This window comes from Streptomyces sp. NPDC002817 (assembly GCF_053592055.1).
Genome location: NZ_JBSFUY010000002.1, coordinates 435,359 through 450,959, shown reverse-complemented (window position 1 = coordinate 450,959; position 15,601 = coordinate 435,359). Strand labels below are relative to the sequence as shown.

Below are 15,601 nucleotides of genomic sequence, written 5' to 3'. Positions count from 1 at the left end.
CGGAGTGTCCGTCACTCTCCAAAGCGACGCGGCTACTGGTGGTCACGGCCGATCGGGTCAGTAGCCGAACGCCCGAGCGGTGTTCGAGGCGAGTGCCGTAGCCAACGCGTCCTCGTCGATCCCCCGCACCGCGGCCATCGCGCGCACCGTGACCGGAATGAGATAGGGCGCGTTGGGCCGTCCGCGGTACGGCGCCGGCGTCAGGAAGGGCGCGTCGGTCTCCACGAGGAGCAGCTCCGGCGGGGCCACCGCGACCGCGTCCCGCAGGTTCTGGGCGTTCTTGAAGGTGACGTTGCCGGCGAAGGACATGAAGTATCCGGCGCCGGCGCAGATCTCCGCCATCTCGGCGTCGCCGGAGTAGCAGTGGAAGACGGTGCGCTCGGGGGCGCCCTCCTCCTTGAGTACGCGCAGGACGTCGGCGTGGGCGTCGCGGTCGTGGATGACGAGGGCCTTGCCGTGCCGCTTGGCGATCTCGATGTGGGCGCGGAAGGAGCGCTCCTGCGCCTCCTTGCCCTCGGGGCCGGTGCGGAAGTAGTCGAGGCCGGTCTCGCCGACGCCCTTGACCTGCGGAAGCGCGGCCAGGCGCTCGATCTCCGCGAGCGCCTCGTCGAGCGCCTGCGCGCCTCCCGGCTGCCGCGCGCCCTGCCGGGACCAGCCGTCGGGGTCGCCGTGGACGATGCGCGGCGCCTCGTTGGGGTGCAGGGCGACGGTGGCATGGACGGCGTCGTGCAGCGCCGCCGTCTTCGCGGCCCACTGCGAGCCCCGTACGTCGCAGCCGACCTGTACGACCGTCGTCACACCCACCGACGCGGCCTTCGCGAGAGCCTCCTCCACCGTCCCGGACTGCATGTCGAGATGGGTGTGGGAGTCGGCGACGGGCACCCGGAGGGGTTCGGGCAGCGGCGGCGCTGTGCTTTCTGCGTGCTTCTCGCGAGCGCTGGAGCTTGAGGAGGGCATGCCCCGATCCTACGAAAGGGGCATGCCCTCTCCCCGGGGGGGAGGCGGGGCTTCAGCTCGCCTTGCGGTGGTGGAACGGGTGCAGGAGATCGGACAGCTGCCAGTGGTGGCGCTCCCTGGCCTGCGCGGGCACCTCGGGCGCCTCGGCCGGGCCGGCCTGCGGGGCGCGGCGCTGCTGGCGGTGCGCGGCGTCGAGCACCGAGGACACCTGCCCCGGCCGCATGATCCGTACGACGTGCCCGTCGCAGTTCTGGCACGTGGGCCGGGACAGCGGCGACGGCACGACCTGGCCGTTCGCGACGTAGATGACGAAGTCGTGGCCGTCGGCACCGGTGTGGTGCTCGATCTCGTACGACTGCTCCCAGCCGTGCCCGCACCGCATGCAGGCGAAGGAATACGACTCGTGGACGACGGCGGTGGCGCCGCTGCGCAGTGCGGCGGTCTGCCCTGCGATCTCGCTCATGCCAGCTCCTCTGGTCCGCTGGACACAGGGACGGGTGCGTCCCTTCATCCAGTGGACGCTTCCGCCGGAGCGAATGCATCAGCCCTGTCGAGTGTTGGAACCGTCTTGGACTTTCCTTGCCGAAACGGCCTCTGCGGCGGGGGCTGCGCTTTGCCTTCGGCCATCGCCCTTTGCCTGCCCGTGGGGCGCACGCTCAAAAGACATGCGCCCTGCTCAGAGGGCATGTGCGCCGGATCACGCGCCCTCTTCTAGGAGGCCGCGTTCTTGGCCGCGACGACCGCGTCGAAGACCTCCCGTTTCGGCAGCCCCGCCTCCGCCGCCACCGCCGCGATCGCCTCCTTGCGTCGCTCGCCCGCCTCCTCGCGGACCCGCACCCGGCGCACCAGCTCCGGGCCGTCGAGCTCCTCGGGTCCCTTCTCCGGGGCGCCCTCGACGACGACGGTGATCTCCCCGCGCACCCCCTCCGCGGCCCACGCGGCGAGCTCCTCCAGCGGGCCCCGCTTGACCTCCTCGTACGTCTTGGTCAGCTCGCGGCAGACGGCGGCGCGCCGCTCCGCGCCGAACACCTCGGCCATCGCGGCGAGGGTGTCGTCGAGCCGGTGCGGGGCCTCGAAGTACACGAGGGTCCGCCGCTCCCCGGCGACCTCCCGCAACCGGGTCAGCCGCTCGCCCGCCTTGCGCGGCAGGAACCCCTCGAAGCAGAACCGGTCGACGGGCAGCCCGGACAGCGCGAGCGCGGTGAGGACGGCGGAGGGGCCGGGGACGGCGGTGACGCGGATGTCCTTCTCGACGGCGGCCGCCACCAGCCGGTAGCCGGGGTCCGAGACCGACGGCATCCCGGCGTCCGTCACGAGCAGCACGCGCGCGCCGCCGACGAGCTCCTCGACCAGCTCGGGCGTACGGGCGGCCTCGTTGCCCTCGAAGTACGACACGACGCGCCCCTTGGGCGTCACCCCGAGCGCCTGGGTGAGGCGCCGCAGCCGCCGGGTGTCCTCGGCGGCGACCACGTCCGCACCGGCCAGTTCCGCGGCGAGCCGGGGCGGGGCGTCCGCGGTGTCGCCGATGGGGGTGCCTGCCAAAACAAGGGTTCCTGTCACGTTTCCATCCTCGCAGCACCCATCCACGGGACTCCCACAGCCGTGTTCCCTACGATGGCGCGGTGACCAGTACAGCGTCGTCCATGGACTCCACGGACACCCGACAGGCCCAGGCACCGCAAGACCAGCGGCCGTCGTGGCAGCAGCGGCTGCGCCGTTTCGGCTACACGGCCGGGCCCAGAAGCGACGTGCGCGACCGGCTCGTACCGCCGTACGCACAGCCCAACCCGCGGATGTGGGCGGCGCTCGGGCTGCCGAAAGCGCTGGTCGACCGGATCGTGCGGTGGTCCGGCTGGGGCGGTCCGCTGCTCGTCACGCTGTTCGCGGGCGTCATCCGGTTCTGGAACCTGGGCGGCCCGAAGGCGGTGATATTCGATGAGACGTACTACGCCAAGGACGCCTGGGCGCTCGTCCACCGCGGCTTCGAGGTCAACTGGGACAAGAACGCCAACGACCTGATCCTGGACGTCGGCGGCAAGGTGCCGATCCCGACGGACCCGTCGTACGTCGTGCATCCGCCGGTCGGCAAGTACGTCATCGGACTCGGCGAGCTGATGTTCGGGTTCGACCCGTTCGGCTGGCGGTTCATGACGGCCCTCCTCGGCACCCTCTCGGTGCTGATGCTGTGCCGTATCGGCCGCCGCATCTTCCGCTCGACGTTCCTGGGCTGTCTGGCCGGCGCGCTGATGGCGGTGGACGGGCTGGCCTTCGTGATGGCCCGCACCTCGCTGCTCGACGGCGTGCTGATGTTCTTCGTGCTGGCCGCGTTCGGCTGCCTGGTCGTCGACCGCGACCGGGCCCGGGAGAAACTCGCGGCCGCGCTGCCGCTCGACGCGGACGGCCGGGCCCGCCCCGACGCGCACATCGCCGAGACGACCCGCTTCGGATGGCGCCCCTGGCGCTGGCTGGCCGGTCTGATGCTGGGCCTGGCCATCGGCACCAAGTGGAACGGCCTCTACATCCTGGCCGCGTTCTGCGTCATGGCGGTCCTGTGGGACGTCGGCTCCCGCAAGGTCGCGGGTGCCCGCCACCCGTACGAGGCGGTCCTCAAGCGCGACCTGGGCCTGGCCTTCCTGGCGACGGTGCCGGTGGCGATCGCCACGTATCTGCTCTCCTGGCTCGGCTGGATCCTCTCCCCCACCGACGGCACCGGCGGCTACTACCGCAACTGGGCCGCGACGGACGGCAGGAACAGCGACTGGTCCTGGCTGTTCCCGGACTGGTGGCGCAGCCTGTGGCACTACGAGCACCAGGTCTACGAGTTCCACGTCGGCCTGCACTCCCCGCACACGTACCAGTCCAACCCGTGGAGCTGGATCGTCGACGGCCGCCCGGTCTCGTTCTTCTACGAGTCCCCCACGCCCGGCAACGACGGCTGCCCCGTCGACGCCGGCGAGAAGTGCGCCCGCGAGGTCCTCGCCATCGGCACCCCGCTGCTGTGGTGGGCGGCCGCCTTCGCGATCGCCTACGTCCTGTGGCGCTGGCTCTTCCGCCGCGACTGGCGCGCGGGCGCGATCGCCTGCGGCATCGCCGCCGGCTACCTCCCCTGGTTCATGTACCAGGAACGCACGATCTTCTTCTTCTACGCCGTCGTCTTCCTGCCCTTCCTGTGCCTGGCCGTCGCGATGATGCTCGGCGCGATCATCGGCCGACCCGGCTCCAGCGACACCCGACGCGTGGCGGGAGCCACGGGAGCCGGCGTGCTGGTGCTGCTGATCGCCTGGAACTTCATCTACTTCTGGCCCCTGTACACCGGGACCGCCATCCCGATCGACGACTGGCGGTCACGGATGTGGCTGGACACCTGGGTCTAGCGGTCCGGCCTGTCCCACCCGACGCGCCACCGCGAACCGGGGGGACAGGCTCACCGGTGGGTCAGGCCACGCCGCGCTGGCCGCCCTGCGTGAGGTCGCAGTCGTGGCCGGCGCCGAGGTAGCCGTTGCCGCTGTTGGAGTAGTCGTCCTCCACGCTGCCGCAGGCCCGCACCCACACGGACGCGCCCTCGGGGATGTTCCACGGGTGCCGCGTGTCCTCGATCTGACACCCGGACGTGTTGCGAACCGTCCGGTAGTGCCAGCCCTCACCGGACTTGTACCAGGTCAGCTGGGCCCAGACGGTGTCGCCGTCGCACTTGCCGTCGTAGACGATGAAATTGTCGCCGTCGGCCACGAAATACGCGTAGCCGTCACCGTTGCTCGCGTTGGAGATAGGCGAGTTGGTGCCCGCGCTCGCAGACGTGGCGGTCCCGATCACCAGGCACGCCGCCGCGGCGGCGACAGCCGAAAGACGACCCCTCGATATTGCTTTCATCTCGGTGATTTTCCGATCTGGAGAGATTCAAGGAGCGCGCAGGCTCTCACGCGAGTCCGCAGTGATCAAGAGAATTATGTGATTCCGGTTACGGTCGGCCCTTGACCTGATCTCTCTTCGGTCAACAAAAGGAAACAGGTCTCACAGGATTCCCCCACGCCACTTACAGTTCGGAGGACTGATAACGGGGAGGGGTTCAGTTCCATGGGCAAGGGGGTCAAGGCCGCCGTCATAGGCAGCGTGTTCGCCGTGATGGTGGGTGGGGCCGGGTATGGCGCGTTCAACATCGTGTCCGCACTGAAGGACGACGGTGGGTCCGAGGTGAAGTCGGGGCCGCCGAGCGGTGACGAGGTCGAGGAGACGTCGGGGAAGTTCTTCGCGGCCTGGGAGAAGGGCTCCGCGGCGTCGGCGTCGCAGTACACGAACAACAACGCCGCCGCCCGGACACTGTTGACGGAGTACGACGAGAACGCGCACATCACCGGCGTGGAGATCACGCCCGGTACGGCTCAGGGGACCACCGTTCCGTTCACCGTGAAGGCGAAGGTGACGTACCAGGGGACGTCCGAGCCCTTGTCGTACAAGAGCAGTCTGACCGTCGTGCGCGGCCTCACCACGGGCAAGGCGCTGGTCGACTGGAAGCCGGCCGTGGTCCATCCCGAGCTGAAGACGGCTCAGGACCACCTCGTCACCGGCCCGTCGGCGACCCCGCCCATCGAGGCGGTGGACCGGGGCGGCAAGGTGCTGACGAAGGACAAGTACCCCTCGCTGGGCCCGATCCTGGACGCACTGCGCGCCAAGTACGGTGCGAAGGCGGGCGGCGCCCCGGGAGTCGAGCTGTTCGTCCGGCACGACGGCGACGACGCCCCCGAGACCCCGCTGCTGACCCTCTCCAAGGGCAAGCCGGGCAGACTTCAGACGACGATCAGCGCGAGCGCGCAGGCGGCTGCCGAGACCGCGGTGACGAAGTACGCCAACTCCTCGGTGGTGGCCGTCAAGCCGACCACGGGCGAGGTGCTGGCGGTCGCCAACCACCGCGACGACGGCTTCAACGCGGCCTTCGAGGGTGCGCAGCCCCCCGGCTCCACGATGAAGATCCTCACCTCGGCGATGCTCATCGACAACGGCGTGACCTCGATGAACGGCCCGGCGCCCTGCCCGGACGACGCGATGTGGCAGGGGCAGACCTTCAGGAACCTGAAGGACATGAAACCCAATCCGAACGCCACGCTCGCCAACAGCTTCATGCGGTCCTGCAACACGGCCTTCATCAAGCTGATCGACGAGGACCCGGTCACCGACGAGTCGCTGACCACGGAGGCGCAGACCAAGTTCGGGCTCGGCCGGGACAACTGGAAGACCGGCATCACCTCGGTCGACGGCAGCGTCCCCGCCGAGAGCGGCCCGGACCGCGCGGCCAACGCCATCGGCCAGGGCAAGGTCACCATGAACCCGCTGAACATGGCGTCCGTGACGGCCACCGCGATCACCGGCACCTTCCGCCAGCCCTACCTGGTCTCGCCGAAGCTGGACGACCGCAAGCTGGCCACCGCCGAGGGGCTGCGGTCGAGCACGGCCGACCAGCTGAAGCAGATGATGTGGCTGACGGCCACCCAGGGCACCGCGGAACCGGTCATGCAGGGGCTCGGCGGGGACATCGGGGCGAAGACCGGTTCGGCCGAGGTGGACAATGTGGCCACCTCCAACAGCTGGTTCACCGGGTTCCGCAATGATGTCGCCGCGGCGGCCATGACCGAACAGGGCGGCCACGGCGTCGACGCGGCCGGCCCGATCGTGAAGGCCGTACTGGCGGCGGGTGGCTGAACTCACCGGCACAGGACGGGACTCTAGGGTGGTTGCCGTCGTTGAGGTGAGGGACGAGGGCATCGGGGACCCTGGGGAATCGCGGAGGACAGAGAGCTGTGGGCAAGAGAAGGCGCGTCGCCGAGCGACGGAAGACGAATCGCCCCGCCGTGATCGGCGGGATGATCGCCGTGGTCGTCGGCGGCGCCGGCTTCGCCGTGTACGCGCTGTACGGCGGCGGGGCGGCGGCCGAGGACCGGACGTCCTCCGTCGCCGACCAGAAGCCGAAGGTCAAGACCGGCCCGCTGTCCGCGAAAGAGGTCGACACCGCGGCGCGGACCTTCCTCACGTCCTGGCAGTCGGGCAAGGTCACCCAGGCCGCGGCCGTCACGGACGACACCGCGGCGGCCGCGAAGCTGCTCACCGCCTACCCCAAGGACGCCCACCTCAAGGACGTCACCCTCACCCCCGGCACCCGCACCGGCGACAAGGTCCCCTTCGCCGTGAAGGCGACGGTGTCGTACAAGGACACAAGCAAGCCGCTGACGTACGACAGTTCGCTGACCGTCGTGCGCGACACCGCCACCGGCAAGCCGCAGGTCGACTGGCACTCCTCCGTCGTCCACCCCGACCTCGAGGACGGCGACACCCTGGTCACCGGTGAGTCCGGGACCCCGCCGATCAAGGCGCTCGACCGGGACGGCGGGGAGATCACCGAGAAGAAGTACCCGTCGCTGGGCTCGGTCCTGGACGGGCTGCGGGAGAAGTACGGCAAGAAGGCCGGCGGCAAGGCGGGCGTCGAGCTCCAGGTGGTGCGCGGCAAGGAGTCCAAGGCGGACGAGCTGTCCGACAAGACGCTGCTGACACTGAGCAAGGGCACGCCGGGCACCGTGAAGACCACGCTCAGCCCGACCATGCAGGCGGCGGCCGAGACACAGGTCGCGAAGAAGGCGAAGTCGTCCGTGGTGGTGCTGCGTCCGTCGACCGGGGAGATCCTCGCCGCCGCGAACGCCTCCCACGGCTTCAACGTGGCGTTCCAGGGCTCGCTCGCCCCGGGTTCGACGATGAAGGTCGTCACCTCGTCGCTGCTGATCGAGAAGGACCTCGCGTCGGCGGACAAGGCGCATCCGTGCCCGAAGTACTTCACGTACGGCGGCTGGAAGTTCCAGAACGACGACAAGTTCCAGATCAAGGGCGGCACCTTCAAGGCGAGCTTCGCCCGCTCCTGCAACACCGCCTTCATCAGCCAGGCGCCCGAGCTGGACAACGACTCGCTGACCAAGCAGGCCCAGCAGGTCTTCGGTCTGTCCATGAACAACTGGGCGGTCGGCGTGCCCACCTTCGACGGCTCGGTGCCGGTGCAGTCGCAGGCACAGATGGCGGCCTCGCTGATCGGTCAGGGCGGGGTGCGGATGAACCCGCTGAACATGGCGTCGGTGTCGGCGACCGTCGAGTCGGGCGCCTTCAAGCAGCCCTACCTGGTCTCACCGGACGTGGACGGGCGGACGCTGGCCAAGGCCTCACGCACGATGTCGTCGGGCACGCTCTCCCAGCTGCGTGAGCTCATGTCCTACACGGCGGCCTACGGCACGGCGGCCGAGGCGATGCAGGGTGTCTACGGCACCGTGGGCGCGAAGACCGGCTCGGCGGAGGTCGACGGTCAGAAGAAGCCCAACGGCTGGTTCACGGCGTACCGCGGCGACCTGGCGGCGGCCGGTGTGGTCCAGGCGGGCGGGCACGGCGGTGACACGGCGGGCCCGATCGTGGCGGCACTGCTGAAGCTGGGCCGCTAGCCCCGTACGGGAGCGGCCGTGTAGGTCCGGCGCAGGAACCTGAGCAGGGCCTTCGACTCGAACTGCACCACGGAGACGCCCCTCGCGGAGTGGAACTCCACCACGGCCTGCACCCGGCCGCACGGCCACACCCGGACGTCCCCGGCCTCGACCGGCGCCCGCAGGCCCCGTTCCAGCAGCTCGCGCTGGAAGGTCCACTCGTGCGGGCCGGGAAGGCCGACCCGTACCGCGCGCGGGTCGGTGTCGGGGTCGTAGCGCAGCACGACCGGGACGGCCTCGGGTTCCGCCACCGCGATGTCCGTGTCCGTGACGATGTGGGCTCGCGCGTACTGCTCGACTACGGACATCGGTTCGGCCCCTTACGCTGCGTGACCTGTGCGGAAGCTGTGCACCCGCTTCCTCTCCAATGTCGCATATTTTTCGGATCGCGCCCCCGGGCGTAGGACATCTCACATGCACGATGCACGAGAGACTCGCTCTTGCAAAACATTCGCATTAAGCCACATCATCGATGCGTGCATGTGCCTGACGGATTTATCGACGCCCCCACTTCCGCCGCCGCCGGAGCGGTCGCCGCCGCGGCCGTCGCGGTGTCCCTGCGCGGTGCCCGCCGCGAGCTCGACGAGCGCACCGCGCCGCTGGCCGGCCTGGTGGCGGCGTTCATCTTCGCCGTACAGATGCTGAACTTCCCCGTCGCCGCGGGGACGAGCGGCCATCTCCTGGGAGGTGCGCTGGCGGCGATACTCGTCGGCCCCTACACCGGGGTCCTCTGTGTCTCCGTCGTCCTGCTCATGCAGGGCATCCTCTTCGCGGACGGCGGTCTGACCGCGCTCGGCGTGAACATCACCGTCATGGGCTGTGTGACGACGGTCGTGGCGTACGCCGTCTTCCGCGGCCTGGTGAAGGTGCTGCCGCGCACCCGCCGGTCCGTCACCGCCGCCTCCTTCGTGGCCGCCGTGCTGTCCGTGCCGGCCGCGGCCCTCGCCTTCACCCTCATCTACTGGATCGGCGGCACCACCGACGTCGCCATCGGCAAGGTCGCGACCGCCATGGTCGGCGTGCATGTGCTGATCGGCATCGGCGAGGCCGCGATCACCGCGCTGACCGTCGGCGCCGTCATCGCCGTACGCCCCGACCTCGTGTACGGGGCGCGCGGGCTCCAGCAGAAGCTCAAGCTGCGGGTCAACGGCGAGCTCGTCGATGTACCAGCCGTGCCGGCCGCCCCGGTCCCGGTCGCCGCCCGCTCCTCGCACCGCAAGGTGTGGCTCGCCGGCCTCGCCACCTCCCTCGCCCTCGCCGGCGTCGTCAGCTTCTACGCCTCCGCCGACCCGGACGGCCTGGAGAAGGTCGCCGCCGACAAGGGCATCGACGCGAAGGTCGAGGACCACGCCGCCGCCGACTCCCCGCTCGCCGACTACGGCGTCAAGGACGTCGACAACGCCCGGCTCTCCGGCGGTCTCGCGGGCGTGATCGGCGTGGGCGTCACGGTCGTCGCGGGCAGCGGGATCTTCTGGGCGGTGCGCAGGCGCCGCACGCAGGACGTCTCCCCGGTGAGCACGACGGTCGCCTGACATGGGGGGCGGGCACGCGCACAAGCTCTACCGGCACGGGCACTCGCCCGTGCACGGTCTGCCGCCGCACACCAAGCTCGCCGCGGTCTTCGCCTTCGTGCTGGTCGTCGTCTCGACGCCGCGGGAGGCGATGTGGGCCTTCGGGCTGTACGCCGTGCTGCTGGGCGTCGTCGCGTACGTCGCGCGCGTGCCGGCCGCCTTCGTCCTCAAGCGGCTGCTGATCGAGGTGCCGTTCGTCGCGTTCGCGGTGCTGCTGCCCTTCGTGGCCGAGGGCGAGCGGGTCGAGGTGCTGGGGATGTCCCTCAGCGTGAGCGGGCTGTGGGGCGCCTGGAACGTGCTCGCCAAGGGCACCCTGGGCGTCGCCGCCTCCGTGCTGCTCGCCTCCACCACCGAGCTGCGTGAACTCCTGCTGGGATTGCAGCGGTTGAAGCTGCCGCCGCTGCTCGTGCAGATCGCGTCCTTCATGATCCGCTACGGCGATGTCATCACGGACGAGATGCGGCGGATGCGGATCGCGCGGGAGTCGCGGGGGTTCGAGGCGTCCGGCGTGCGCCACTGGGGCGTCCTCGCGAAGTCGGCGGGCGCCCTCTTCATCCGCTCCTACGAACGCGGTGAGCGCGTCCACCTCGCCATGGTGAGCCGTGGATACGCCGGTTCCATGCCGGTCATCGACGAGGTGACCGCCTCCCGGGCGCAGTGGACGTACGCGTTCGCACTCCCCTTCGCCGCTCTTGTCGTATGTCTGCTGGGATGGACGCTGTGACCGCTTCTCTCGAGGTCTCCGGCCTCGCCTACGCCTACCCCGACGGCCACCAGGCCCTGTTCGGCGTGGACCTGTCCGTCGCGCGCGGTGAACGGGTCGCGCTGCTCGGCCCGAACGGCGCCGGCAAGACGACCCTCGTGCTGCATCTCAACGGCATCCTGTCCGGCGGCACGGGCACGGTGAAGGTCGCCGGGCTGCCCGTCGGCAAGCGGCACATGGCCGAGATCCGGCGCAAGGTCGGCATCGTCTTCCAGGACCCGGACGACCAGTTGTTCATGCCGTCGGTCCGGGAGGACGTGGCGTTCGGTCCGGCGGCGGCGGGCGTGCAGGGCGCGGAACTCCAGGCGCGGGTCGACCGTGCGCTGGCGCAGGTCGGCATGGCCGAGTTCAAGGACCGGCCGCCGCACCACCTCTCCTTCGGACAACGGCGCCGGGTGGCGGTCGCGACCGTGCTCGCCATGGAGCCGGAGATCCTCGTCCTCGACGAGCCCTCCTCCAACCTCGACCCCGCCTCCCGCCGCGAACTCGCCGACATCCTGCGCTCCCTGGACGTCACGGTCCTGATGGTCACGCACGACCTCCCGTACGCCCTGGAGCTCTGCCCCCGCTCCCTCGTCCTCAGCGAGGGCGTCATCGCCGCCGACGGCAGGACGGCCGAGCTCCTCTGCGACGACGACCTGATGCGCGCCCACCGCCTCGAGCTGCCCTACGGCTTCGATCCGCGTTCGGTGTCCGGCGCGACCGGGCGTCCGTGACAATGGGCGCGTGACGAACGAGGACCACGCCGGTGAGGGCTCACTGCTCCTGGACGAGCAGCTGTGCTTCGCGCTGTACGCCGCCCAGCGCGCGGTGACGGCCGCGTACCGTCCGCTGCTGGAGGAGCTCGGTCTCACCTATCCGCAGTACCTCGTCCTGCTGGTGCTCTGGGAACGCGGCGAGACGACGGTGAAGGAGCTCGCGGAGGCGCTGCGGCTCGACTACGGCACGGTGTCGCCGTTGCTCAAGCGGCTGGAGAGCGCGGGGGTGGTACGCCGGGAGCGTGCGGCCCACGACGAGCGCTCGGTGCTCGTCGCGTGCACGCGGCGCGGAGAGGAACTGCGGGAGCTCGCGGCACGCGTGCCGGGCGCGCTGCAATCGGCGACCGGGCTGGGCGGCGCGGAGGTCGTGCGGTTGCGCGAGGAGTTGTGGGAGCTCACACGCCGGGCGCGGACCGCTACCGAGCGCCCTCTCTGAGCTCCTGTTACCCACGGTTGCTACCCCCTGGTAATCCAACCCCTGCCTACCGGTCGGTACCTTGTGCACGATGTATTTGTGCGCACCTGTTCTGGGGGGAGCCAGTAATGAGTGAGGACACCGCCGTCGACACCGCCGTCGACACCTCTGTCGACACCCGTCCGACGAAGATCATGTACGTCGCCGAGGCCACCGCGCACGGCGGCCGGGACGGCTATGTCACCAGCCAGGACGGCCAGATCGAGCTGAAGGTCGCGATGCCGCCGCAGATGGGCGGCGACGGCAACGGCACGAATCCGGAGCAGCTGTTCGCGGCGGGCTACAGCTCCTGCTTCCACAACGCGCTGGTGCTGGTGGGCCGCCGTTCCGGCTTCGACCTGACCGGTTCCACGGTCGCCGCGAAGGTCGGCATCGGCCCCAACGCACAGCGCGGCTACGGCCTGGCGGTCGCCCTCAGCGTCTCGCTCCCCGTACTCGACCAGGACGTCGCCACCAAGCTGGTGGACGCCGCCCACGAGGTCTGCCCGTACTCGAACGCGACCCGCGGGAACATCGACGTGACCGTCCTGCTTGGGTAGAGGGGGAGCACGGAGCAGCGGGAACAGCGAGAGCGGGGCGCACGGACGTGGATGTGAACGGCACGGTCGCCGAGGGTTTCGAGCCGGTCAGGGACGCGTTCGTCAGGAACTTCGAGGCGTTCGGGGACCGGGGCGCGACGGTCGCCGTGTACCGGGACGGGCACAAGGTCGTCGACCTGTGGGCCGGTACCAAGGACGTCGACGGCACCGCCGGCTCCGAGCCCTGGCAGCACGGCACCGCGCAGATCGTGCGCTCGGCGACCAAGGGCGTCGCCGCCGCCGTACCCCTGCTGCTCGCCCAGCGCGGGCAGCTGGACCTGGACGCGCCGGTGGCCGCGTACTGGCCGGAGTTCAAGGCGTACGGCAAGGAGCGGGTGCTGGTCCGGCAGGTGCTGAACCACCGGGCTGGGCTGCCGGTGCTGGACCGTCCGCTCACCCCCCAGGAGGCCCTGGACCCGCGCAGGGGGCCGGAGGCGGTCGCGGCCCAGGCGCCCGTCTGGGAGCCCGGCACGGACCACGGGTATCACGCGCTGACGTACGGCTGGCTGCTGGACGAGCTCGTGCGGCGCGTGACGGGACGCGGCACCGGCGAGTGGATCGCGGCGGAGATCGCCGGGCCGCTGGGGGCGGATCTGTGGCTGGGGCTGCCCGAGGCGGAGGCGTACCGGACGGGGCGGGTCGGCCGCGTCGAGACGCCCGAGCCCGCCAACGCCCTGCGTGCCCGTCCCAAGCGCTCGGTCACCGAGGCCTACAGCGACCCGGACTCGCTCACCAACCGCGCGTTCGGCGCGATCACCCCCTTCCCGGACCAGAACGACCCGGCGTACCGCGCGAGCGCCCTGCCCGCGACGAACGGCATCGCGACGGCGGACGGGCTGGCCCGTGTCTACGCCGCGCTGATCGGCGAGGTCGACGGCGTGCGGCTGTTCACGCCGGAGAGCGTCGAACTGGCCCGCGCGGAGGAGTCCGCCGGGCCCGACCGGGTGCTGGTGATCAACACCCGTTTCGGCCTCGGCTACATGCTGCACGGCAGCGCCTCGCCGTTCCTCGGCCCCGGCTCCTTCGGGCACCCGGGCCGCGGCGGCGCCCTCGGCTTCGCCGACCCGGAGACGGGCATCGCGTTCGGCTATGTGACCAACGGCCTGCGCAAGACGGTGACGGCTGACCCGCGGGCGCAGGCGCTGGTGCGTGCGGTGCGTGCCGCTCTGCAGGTGTGACTAGACGTGGATCGGATGCGACGTCCGCCCGGACGCCGCGTCGATCTCCCCGTGCGCCTTGGCCAGCATCTGCGTCGCGAGGTTGTTGAGCGCGCGAGCGCCCGCGATCTCCTCCCCCACCCTCGGCTGGTTGGAGTCGGTGTGGTGGCGGCTGGCCTGTCCGTGGGCCCGTACCTCGGAGCCGTCGGGCAGGCGCACCATCGCGACCGCCCTCGTGTGTTCGTCGTCCTCCTGGAACTCCATCTCGACGTGCCATCCCACAGCGGTGTGCATCATGACGATCACCTCCGGAAGAACTCCTTCCAGAGTGCTCCTCAGGGGGTGGCCGCGCCTAGTCGGGTTCGGCGTACTCCTCGGGCCGCGGGGCGGGGGCGGTCGGCTTGGTGCGCGGGGGCAGGCTCATCTCCGCTACCCGTCGCAGCAGCCCGTCCCGGAAGCCGGTGACCTGTCGGGCCAGCTCACGGCGTTGGCGCCGCTGGTAGCGGTGGGCGGTCTCCAGCGTGGCCAGCGCCAGAGCGGTGCCGATCAGGACGACGACCCCCATCACCACGTACCGGCGGACCGTCCCCTCGCCCGCGGCGGCGTAGGCGAGCCCCGACGCCACGAACAGCGCGGCCGTCAGCGCCAGCCAGAGGACGTAGCCGGCGAACAGCCAGGGATGGTCCTGGCTCAGCCACGCGCGACGCGTCCGCCCCGCCTCACGCTCCGTCCGCCGCACCGCGTCGGCGATGTCGTCGAGCTCCCAGGCCGCCTTCTCCCGCTGCTCGAGCGAGAGCGGAGCCGTCATCCGGTCCAGGCGGACGTGGAGCCGGGCGACCGCTCGGCGCAGCCCGGCCCGGTTCACACGGTCGGGCAGCCGGTGGGGCCAGCGCGCCCACAGGTCGTCGTCCCGCTTCTTGAGGCGGAGGTGGGTGACGGCCGCGCGGGCGACGGCGACCCCGAGGACCAGCAGCAGCGGAAGGGCCACCGCCATGCCCTGGTCGCCGCGCAGCGTTCCGTACCCGCCGAGGAGGACGATCCCCAGGCCGATGGGCCAGGTGTGCCGGATGTACGTCCGGTGCCGGACCGCGTGCAGCTCACGCTCCAGGTCGTCGACGGACCGCCGGACGAGACGGACGGTGGCGACCGCGACGAACGGCGCGCACAGCAGCGCGGTGGACATCAGGGCGGCGCTCAGGGTGTACGGCAGGACGTCCGTGCCGGCCCAGCTGTCGTCCTGCGGCAGGGCGGGCACCCCGGCCAGCACCGCGCAGGCGAGCACCGCGGTGAGGACGCCGAGCCACCGTCCGGGGCGCATCCCGCGCTCCTCGGGCGCCGGCACGGGCCGCCAGTCCGGGCGCACCAGCCCTTCCAGCACGGCGATCAGTTCCGCGAGGTCCGACTCCCAGTGCGTGCGGCGCAGCGGCTGGCCGTTGCGGCCGACGAGTTCACGGATCGAGGGCGGCAGCTCCGCGGGCCGCGGCGCGGTGACCCCGTCCAGGAACACCGGGATCAGCACCTTGTCGCTCGCCAGGGCCTGCTCGATCTCCCGGCGGACCCAGTCCTCCTCGTCGTCCAGCCGCCGCGCCCCGGACACGTCCCGGACGTCCGCCCACCCCGGGTGGATCACGGCGAGCAGCACCTCGCAGTCGTCGACCCGCGCCCGCAGCGTGTCCGAGAAGCGCTGCCCCGGCACGATGGACGGCCGGTCCAGGAACGCCTGGCCCCTGCCGAAGTGCCGGTCGAGTTCCGCGTAGAGGTGCTCCACCGTCTCCGAGTGGTCGCCTCTGCGGTAGTTGATGAATACGCCGCCCATGGGGCCGTTGCTACCAGAGAA

The 15,601-nt window shown here is 70.9% G+C and carries 16 protein-coding genes; 9 read left to right on the top strand and 7 right to left on the bottom strand.

Features of this window, described 5'->3' with window-relative positions; genetic code table 11:
- Positions 1-57 precede the first annotated feature (57 nt).
- The 3 genes from ACWD3I_RS05080 to rsmI all read right to left on the bottom strand — a co-directional run bounded on the left by ACWD3I_RS05080 (position 58) and on the right by rsmI (position 2,517).
- Positions 58-957, bottom strand: a complete 900-nt coding sequence (locus ACWD3I_RS05080; RefSeq protein WP_365394113.1) for a TatD family hydrolase — start codon at positions 955-957, stop codon at positions 58-60.
- 52 nt (positions 958-1,009) lie between these two features.
- Positions 1,010-1,420 (bottom strand): hypothetical protein, encoded by a 411-nt coding sequence (locus ACWD3I_RS05075; RefSeq protein WP_365394114.1) that lies wholly within the window; start codon positions 1,418-1,420, stop codon positions 1,010-1,012.
- Between the two features lie 248 nt (positions 1,421-1,668).
- Positions 1,669-2,517 carry a 16S rRNA (cytidine(1402)-2'-O)-methyltransferase gene (gene rsmI, locus ACWD3I_RS05070; protein WP_266891303.1) on the bottom strand — a complete coding sequence of 283 codons (849 nt, stop codon included), beginning with the start codon at positions 2,515-2,517 and terminating at the stop codon, positions 1,669-1,671.
- 62 nt (positions 2,518-2,579) lie between these two features.
- Between rsmI and ACWD3I_RS05065 the strand changes: the two genes are divergently transcribed.
- Entirely contained in the window at positions 2,580-4,331 is a 1,752-nt protein-coding gene (locus ACWD3I_RS05065) for a dolichyl-phosphate-mannose--protein mannosyltransferase (protein WP_365394115.1), read from the top strand.
- Positions 4,332-4,392: 61 nt separating this feature from the next.
- Here ACWD3I_RS05065 and ACWD3I_RS05060 read toward each other — a convergent pair whose 3' ends face one another.
- Complete coding sequence (locus ACWD3I_RS05060) at positions 4,393-4,827, bottom strand: hypothetical protein (RefSeq protein WP_365394116.1); 435 nt, start codon at positions 4,825-4,827, stop codon at positions 4,393-4,395.
- A gap of 204 nt (positions 4,828-5,031) precedes the next feature.
- Between ACWD3I_RS05060 and ACWD3I_RS05055 the strand changes: the two genes are divergently transcribed.
- Together ACWD3I_RS05055 and ACWD3I_RS05050 are read left to right on the top strand one after the other, a co-directional pair.
- Positions 5,032-6,651: a penicillin-binding transpeptidase domain-containing protein gene (locus tag ACWD3I_RS05055; RefSeq protein ID WP_365394117.1), complete on the top strand. Its 1,620-nt coding sequence runs from the start codon at positions 5,032-5,034 to the stop codon at positions 6,649-6,651.
- A gap of 98 nt (positions 6,652-6,749) precedes the next feature.
- Positions 6,750-8,423 (top strand): penicillin-binding transpeptidase domain-containing protein, encoded by a 1,674-nt coding sequence (locus ACWD3I_RS05050; protein WP_365394118.1) that lies wholly within the window; start codon positions 6,750-6,752, stop codon positions 8,421-8,423.
- Here ACWD3I_RS05050 and ACWD3I_RS05045 read toward each other — a convergent pair.
- On the bottom strand, positions 8,420-8,770 hold the full coding sequence (locus ACWD3I_RS05045; protein ID WP_365394119.1) for an SsgA family sporulation/cell division regulator: 351 nt from the start codon (positions 8,768-8,770) through the stop codon (positions 8,420-8,422). The two genes, ACWD3I_RS05050 and ACWD3I_RS05045, sit on opposite strands and share 4 nt — an antisense overlap.
- 168 nt (positions 8,771-8,938) lie before the next feature.
- On the opposite strand from ACWD3I_RS05045, the gene ACWD3I_RS05040 reads away from it, so the two are divergent.
- From ACWD3I_RS05040 to ACWD3I_RS05015, 6 genes are all read left to right on the top strand, one after another.
- On the top strand, positions 8,939-9,994 hold the full coding sequence (locus tag ACWD3I_RS05040; RefSeq protein ID WP_365394120.1) for an energy-coupling factor ABC transporter permease: 1,056 nt from the start codon (positions 8,939-8,941) through the stop codon (positions 9,992-9,994).
- A gap of 1 nt (position 9,995) precedes the next feature.
- Entirely contained in the window at positions 9,996-10,757 is a 762-nt protein-coding gene (gene cbiQ / locus ACWD3I_RS05035) for a cobalt ECF transporter T component CbiQ (protein WP_365394121.1), read from the top strand.
- Positions 10,745-11,512, top strand: a complete 768-nt coding sequence (locus ACWD3I_RS05030) for an energy-coupling factor ABC transporter ATP-binding protein (RefSeq protein WP_365394122.1) — start codon at positions 10,745-10,747, stop codon at positions 11,510-11,512. Before cbiQ ends, ACWD3I_RS05030 begins: the two co-directional genes overlap by 13 nt.
- 10 nt (positions 11,513-11,522) lie before the next feature.
- Positions 11,523-11,990 (top strand): MarR family winged helix-turn-helix transcriptional regulator, encoded by a 468-nt coding sequence (locus ACWD3I_RS05025; RefSeq protein WP_365394123.1) that lies wholly within the window; start codon positions 11,523-11,525, stop codon positions 11,988-11,990.
- Between the two features lie 107 nt (positions 11,991-12,097).
- Positions 12,098-12,568: an organic hydroperoxide resistance protein gene (locus ACWD3I_RS05020; RefSeq protein ID WP_267015653.1), complete on the top strand. Its 471-nt coding sequence runs from the start codon at positions 12,098-12,100 to the stop codon at positions 12,566-12,568.
- A 47-nt stretch (positions 12,569-12,615) separates the two neighbouring features.
- Entirely contained in the window at positions 12,616-13,785 is a 1,170-nt protein-coding gene (locus ACWD3I_RS05015; protein WP_365394124.1) for a serine hydrolase domain-containing protein, read from the top strand.
- Here ACWD3I_RS05015 and ACWD3I_RS05010 read toward each other — a convergent pair whose 3' ends face one another.
- Together ACWD3I_RS05010 and ACWD3I_RS05005 are read right to left on the bottom strand one after the other, a co-directional pair.
- The gene (locus tag ACWD3I_RS05010) at positions 13,786-14,061 is read right to left on the bottom strand and encodes a DUF1876 domain-containing protein (RefSeq protein ID WP_365394125.1); all 276 of its coding nucleotides are present in this window, start codon (positions 14,059-14,061) and stop codon (positions 13,786-13,788) included.
- 55 nt (positions 14,062-14,116) lie between these two features.
- The gene (locus ACWD3I_RS05005) at positions 14,117-15,580 is read right to left on the bottom strand and encodes a toll/interleukin-1 receptor domain-containing protein (RefSeq protein WP_365394126.1); all 1,464 of its coding nucleotides are present in this window, start codon (positions 15,578-15,580) and stop codon (positions 14,117-14,119) included.
- Positions 15,581-15,601: the final 21 nt, after the last annotated feature.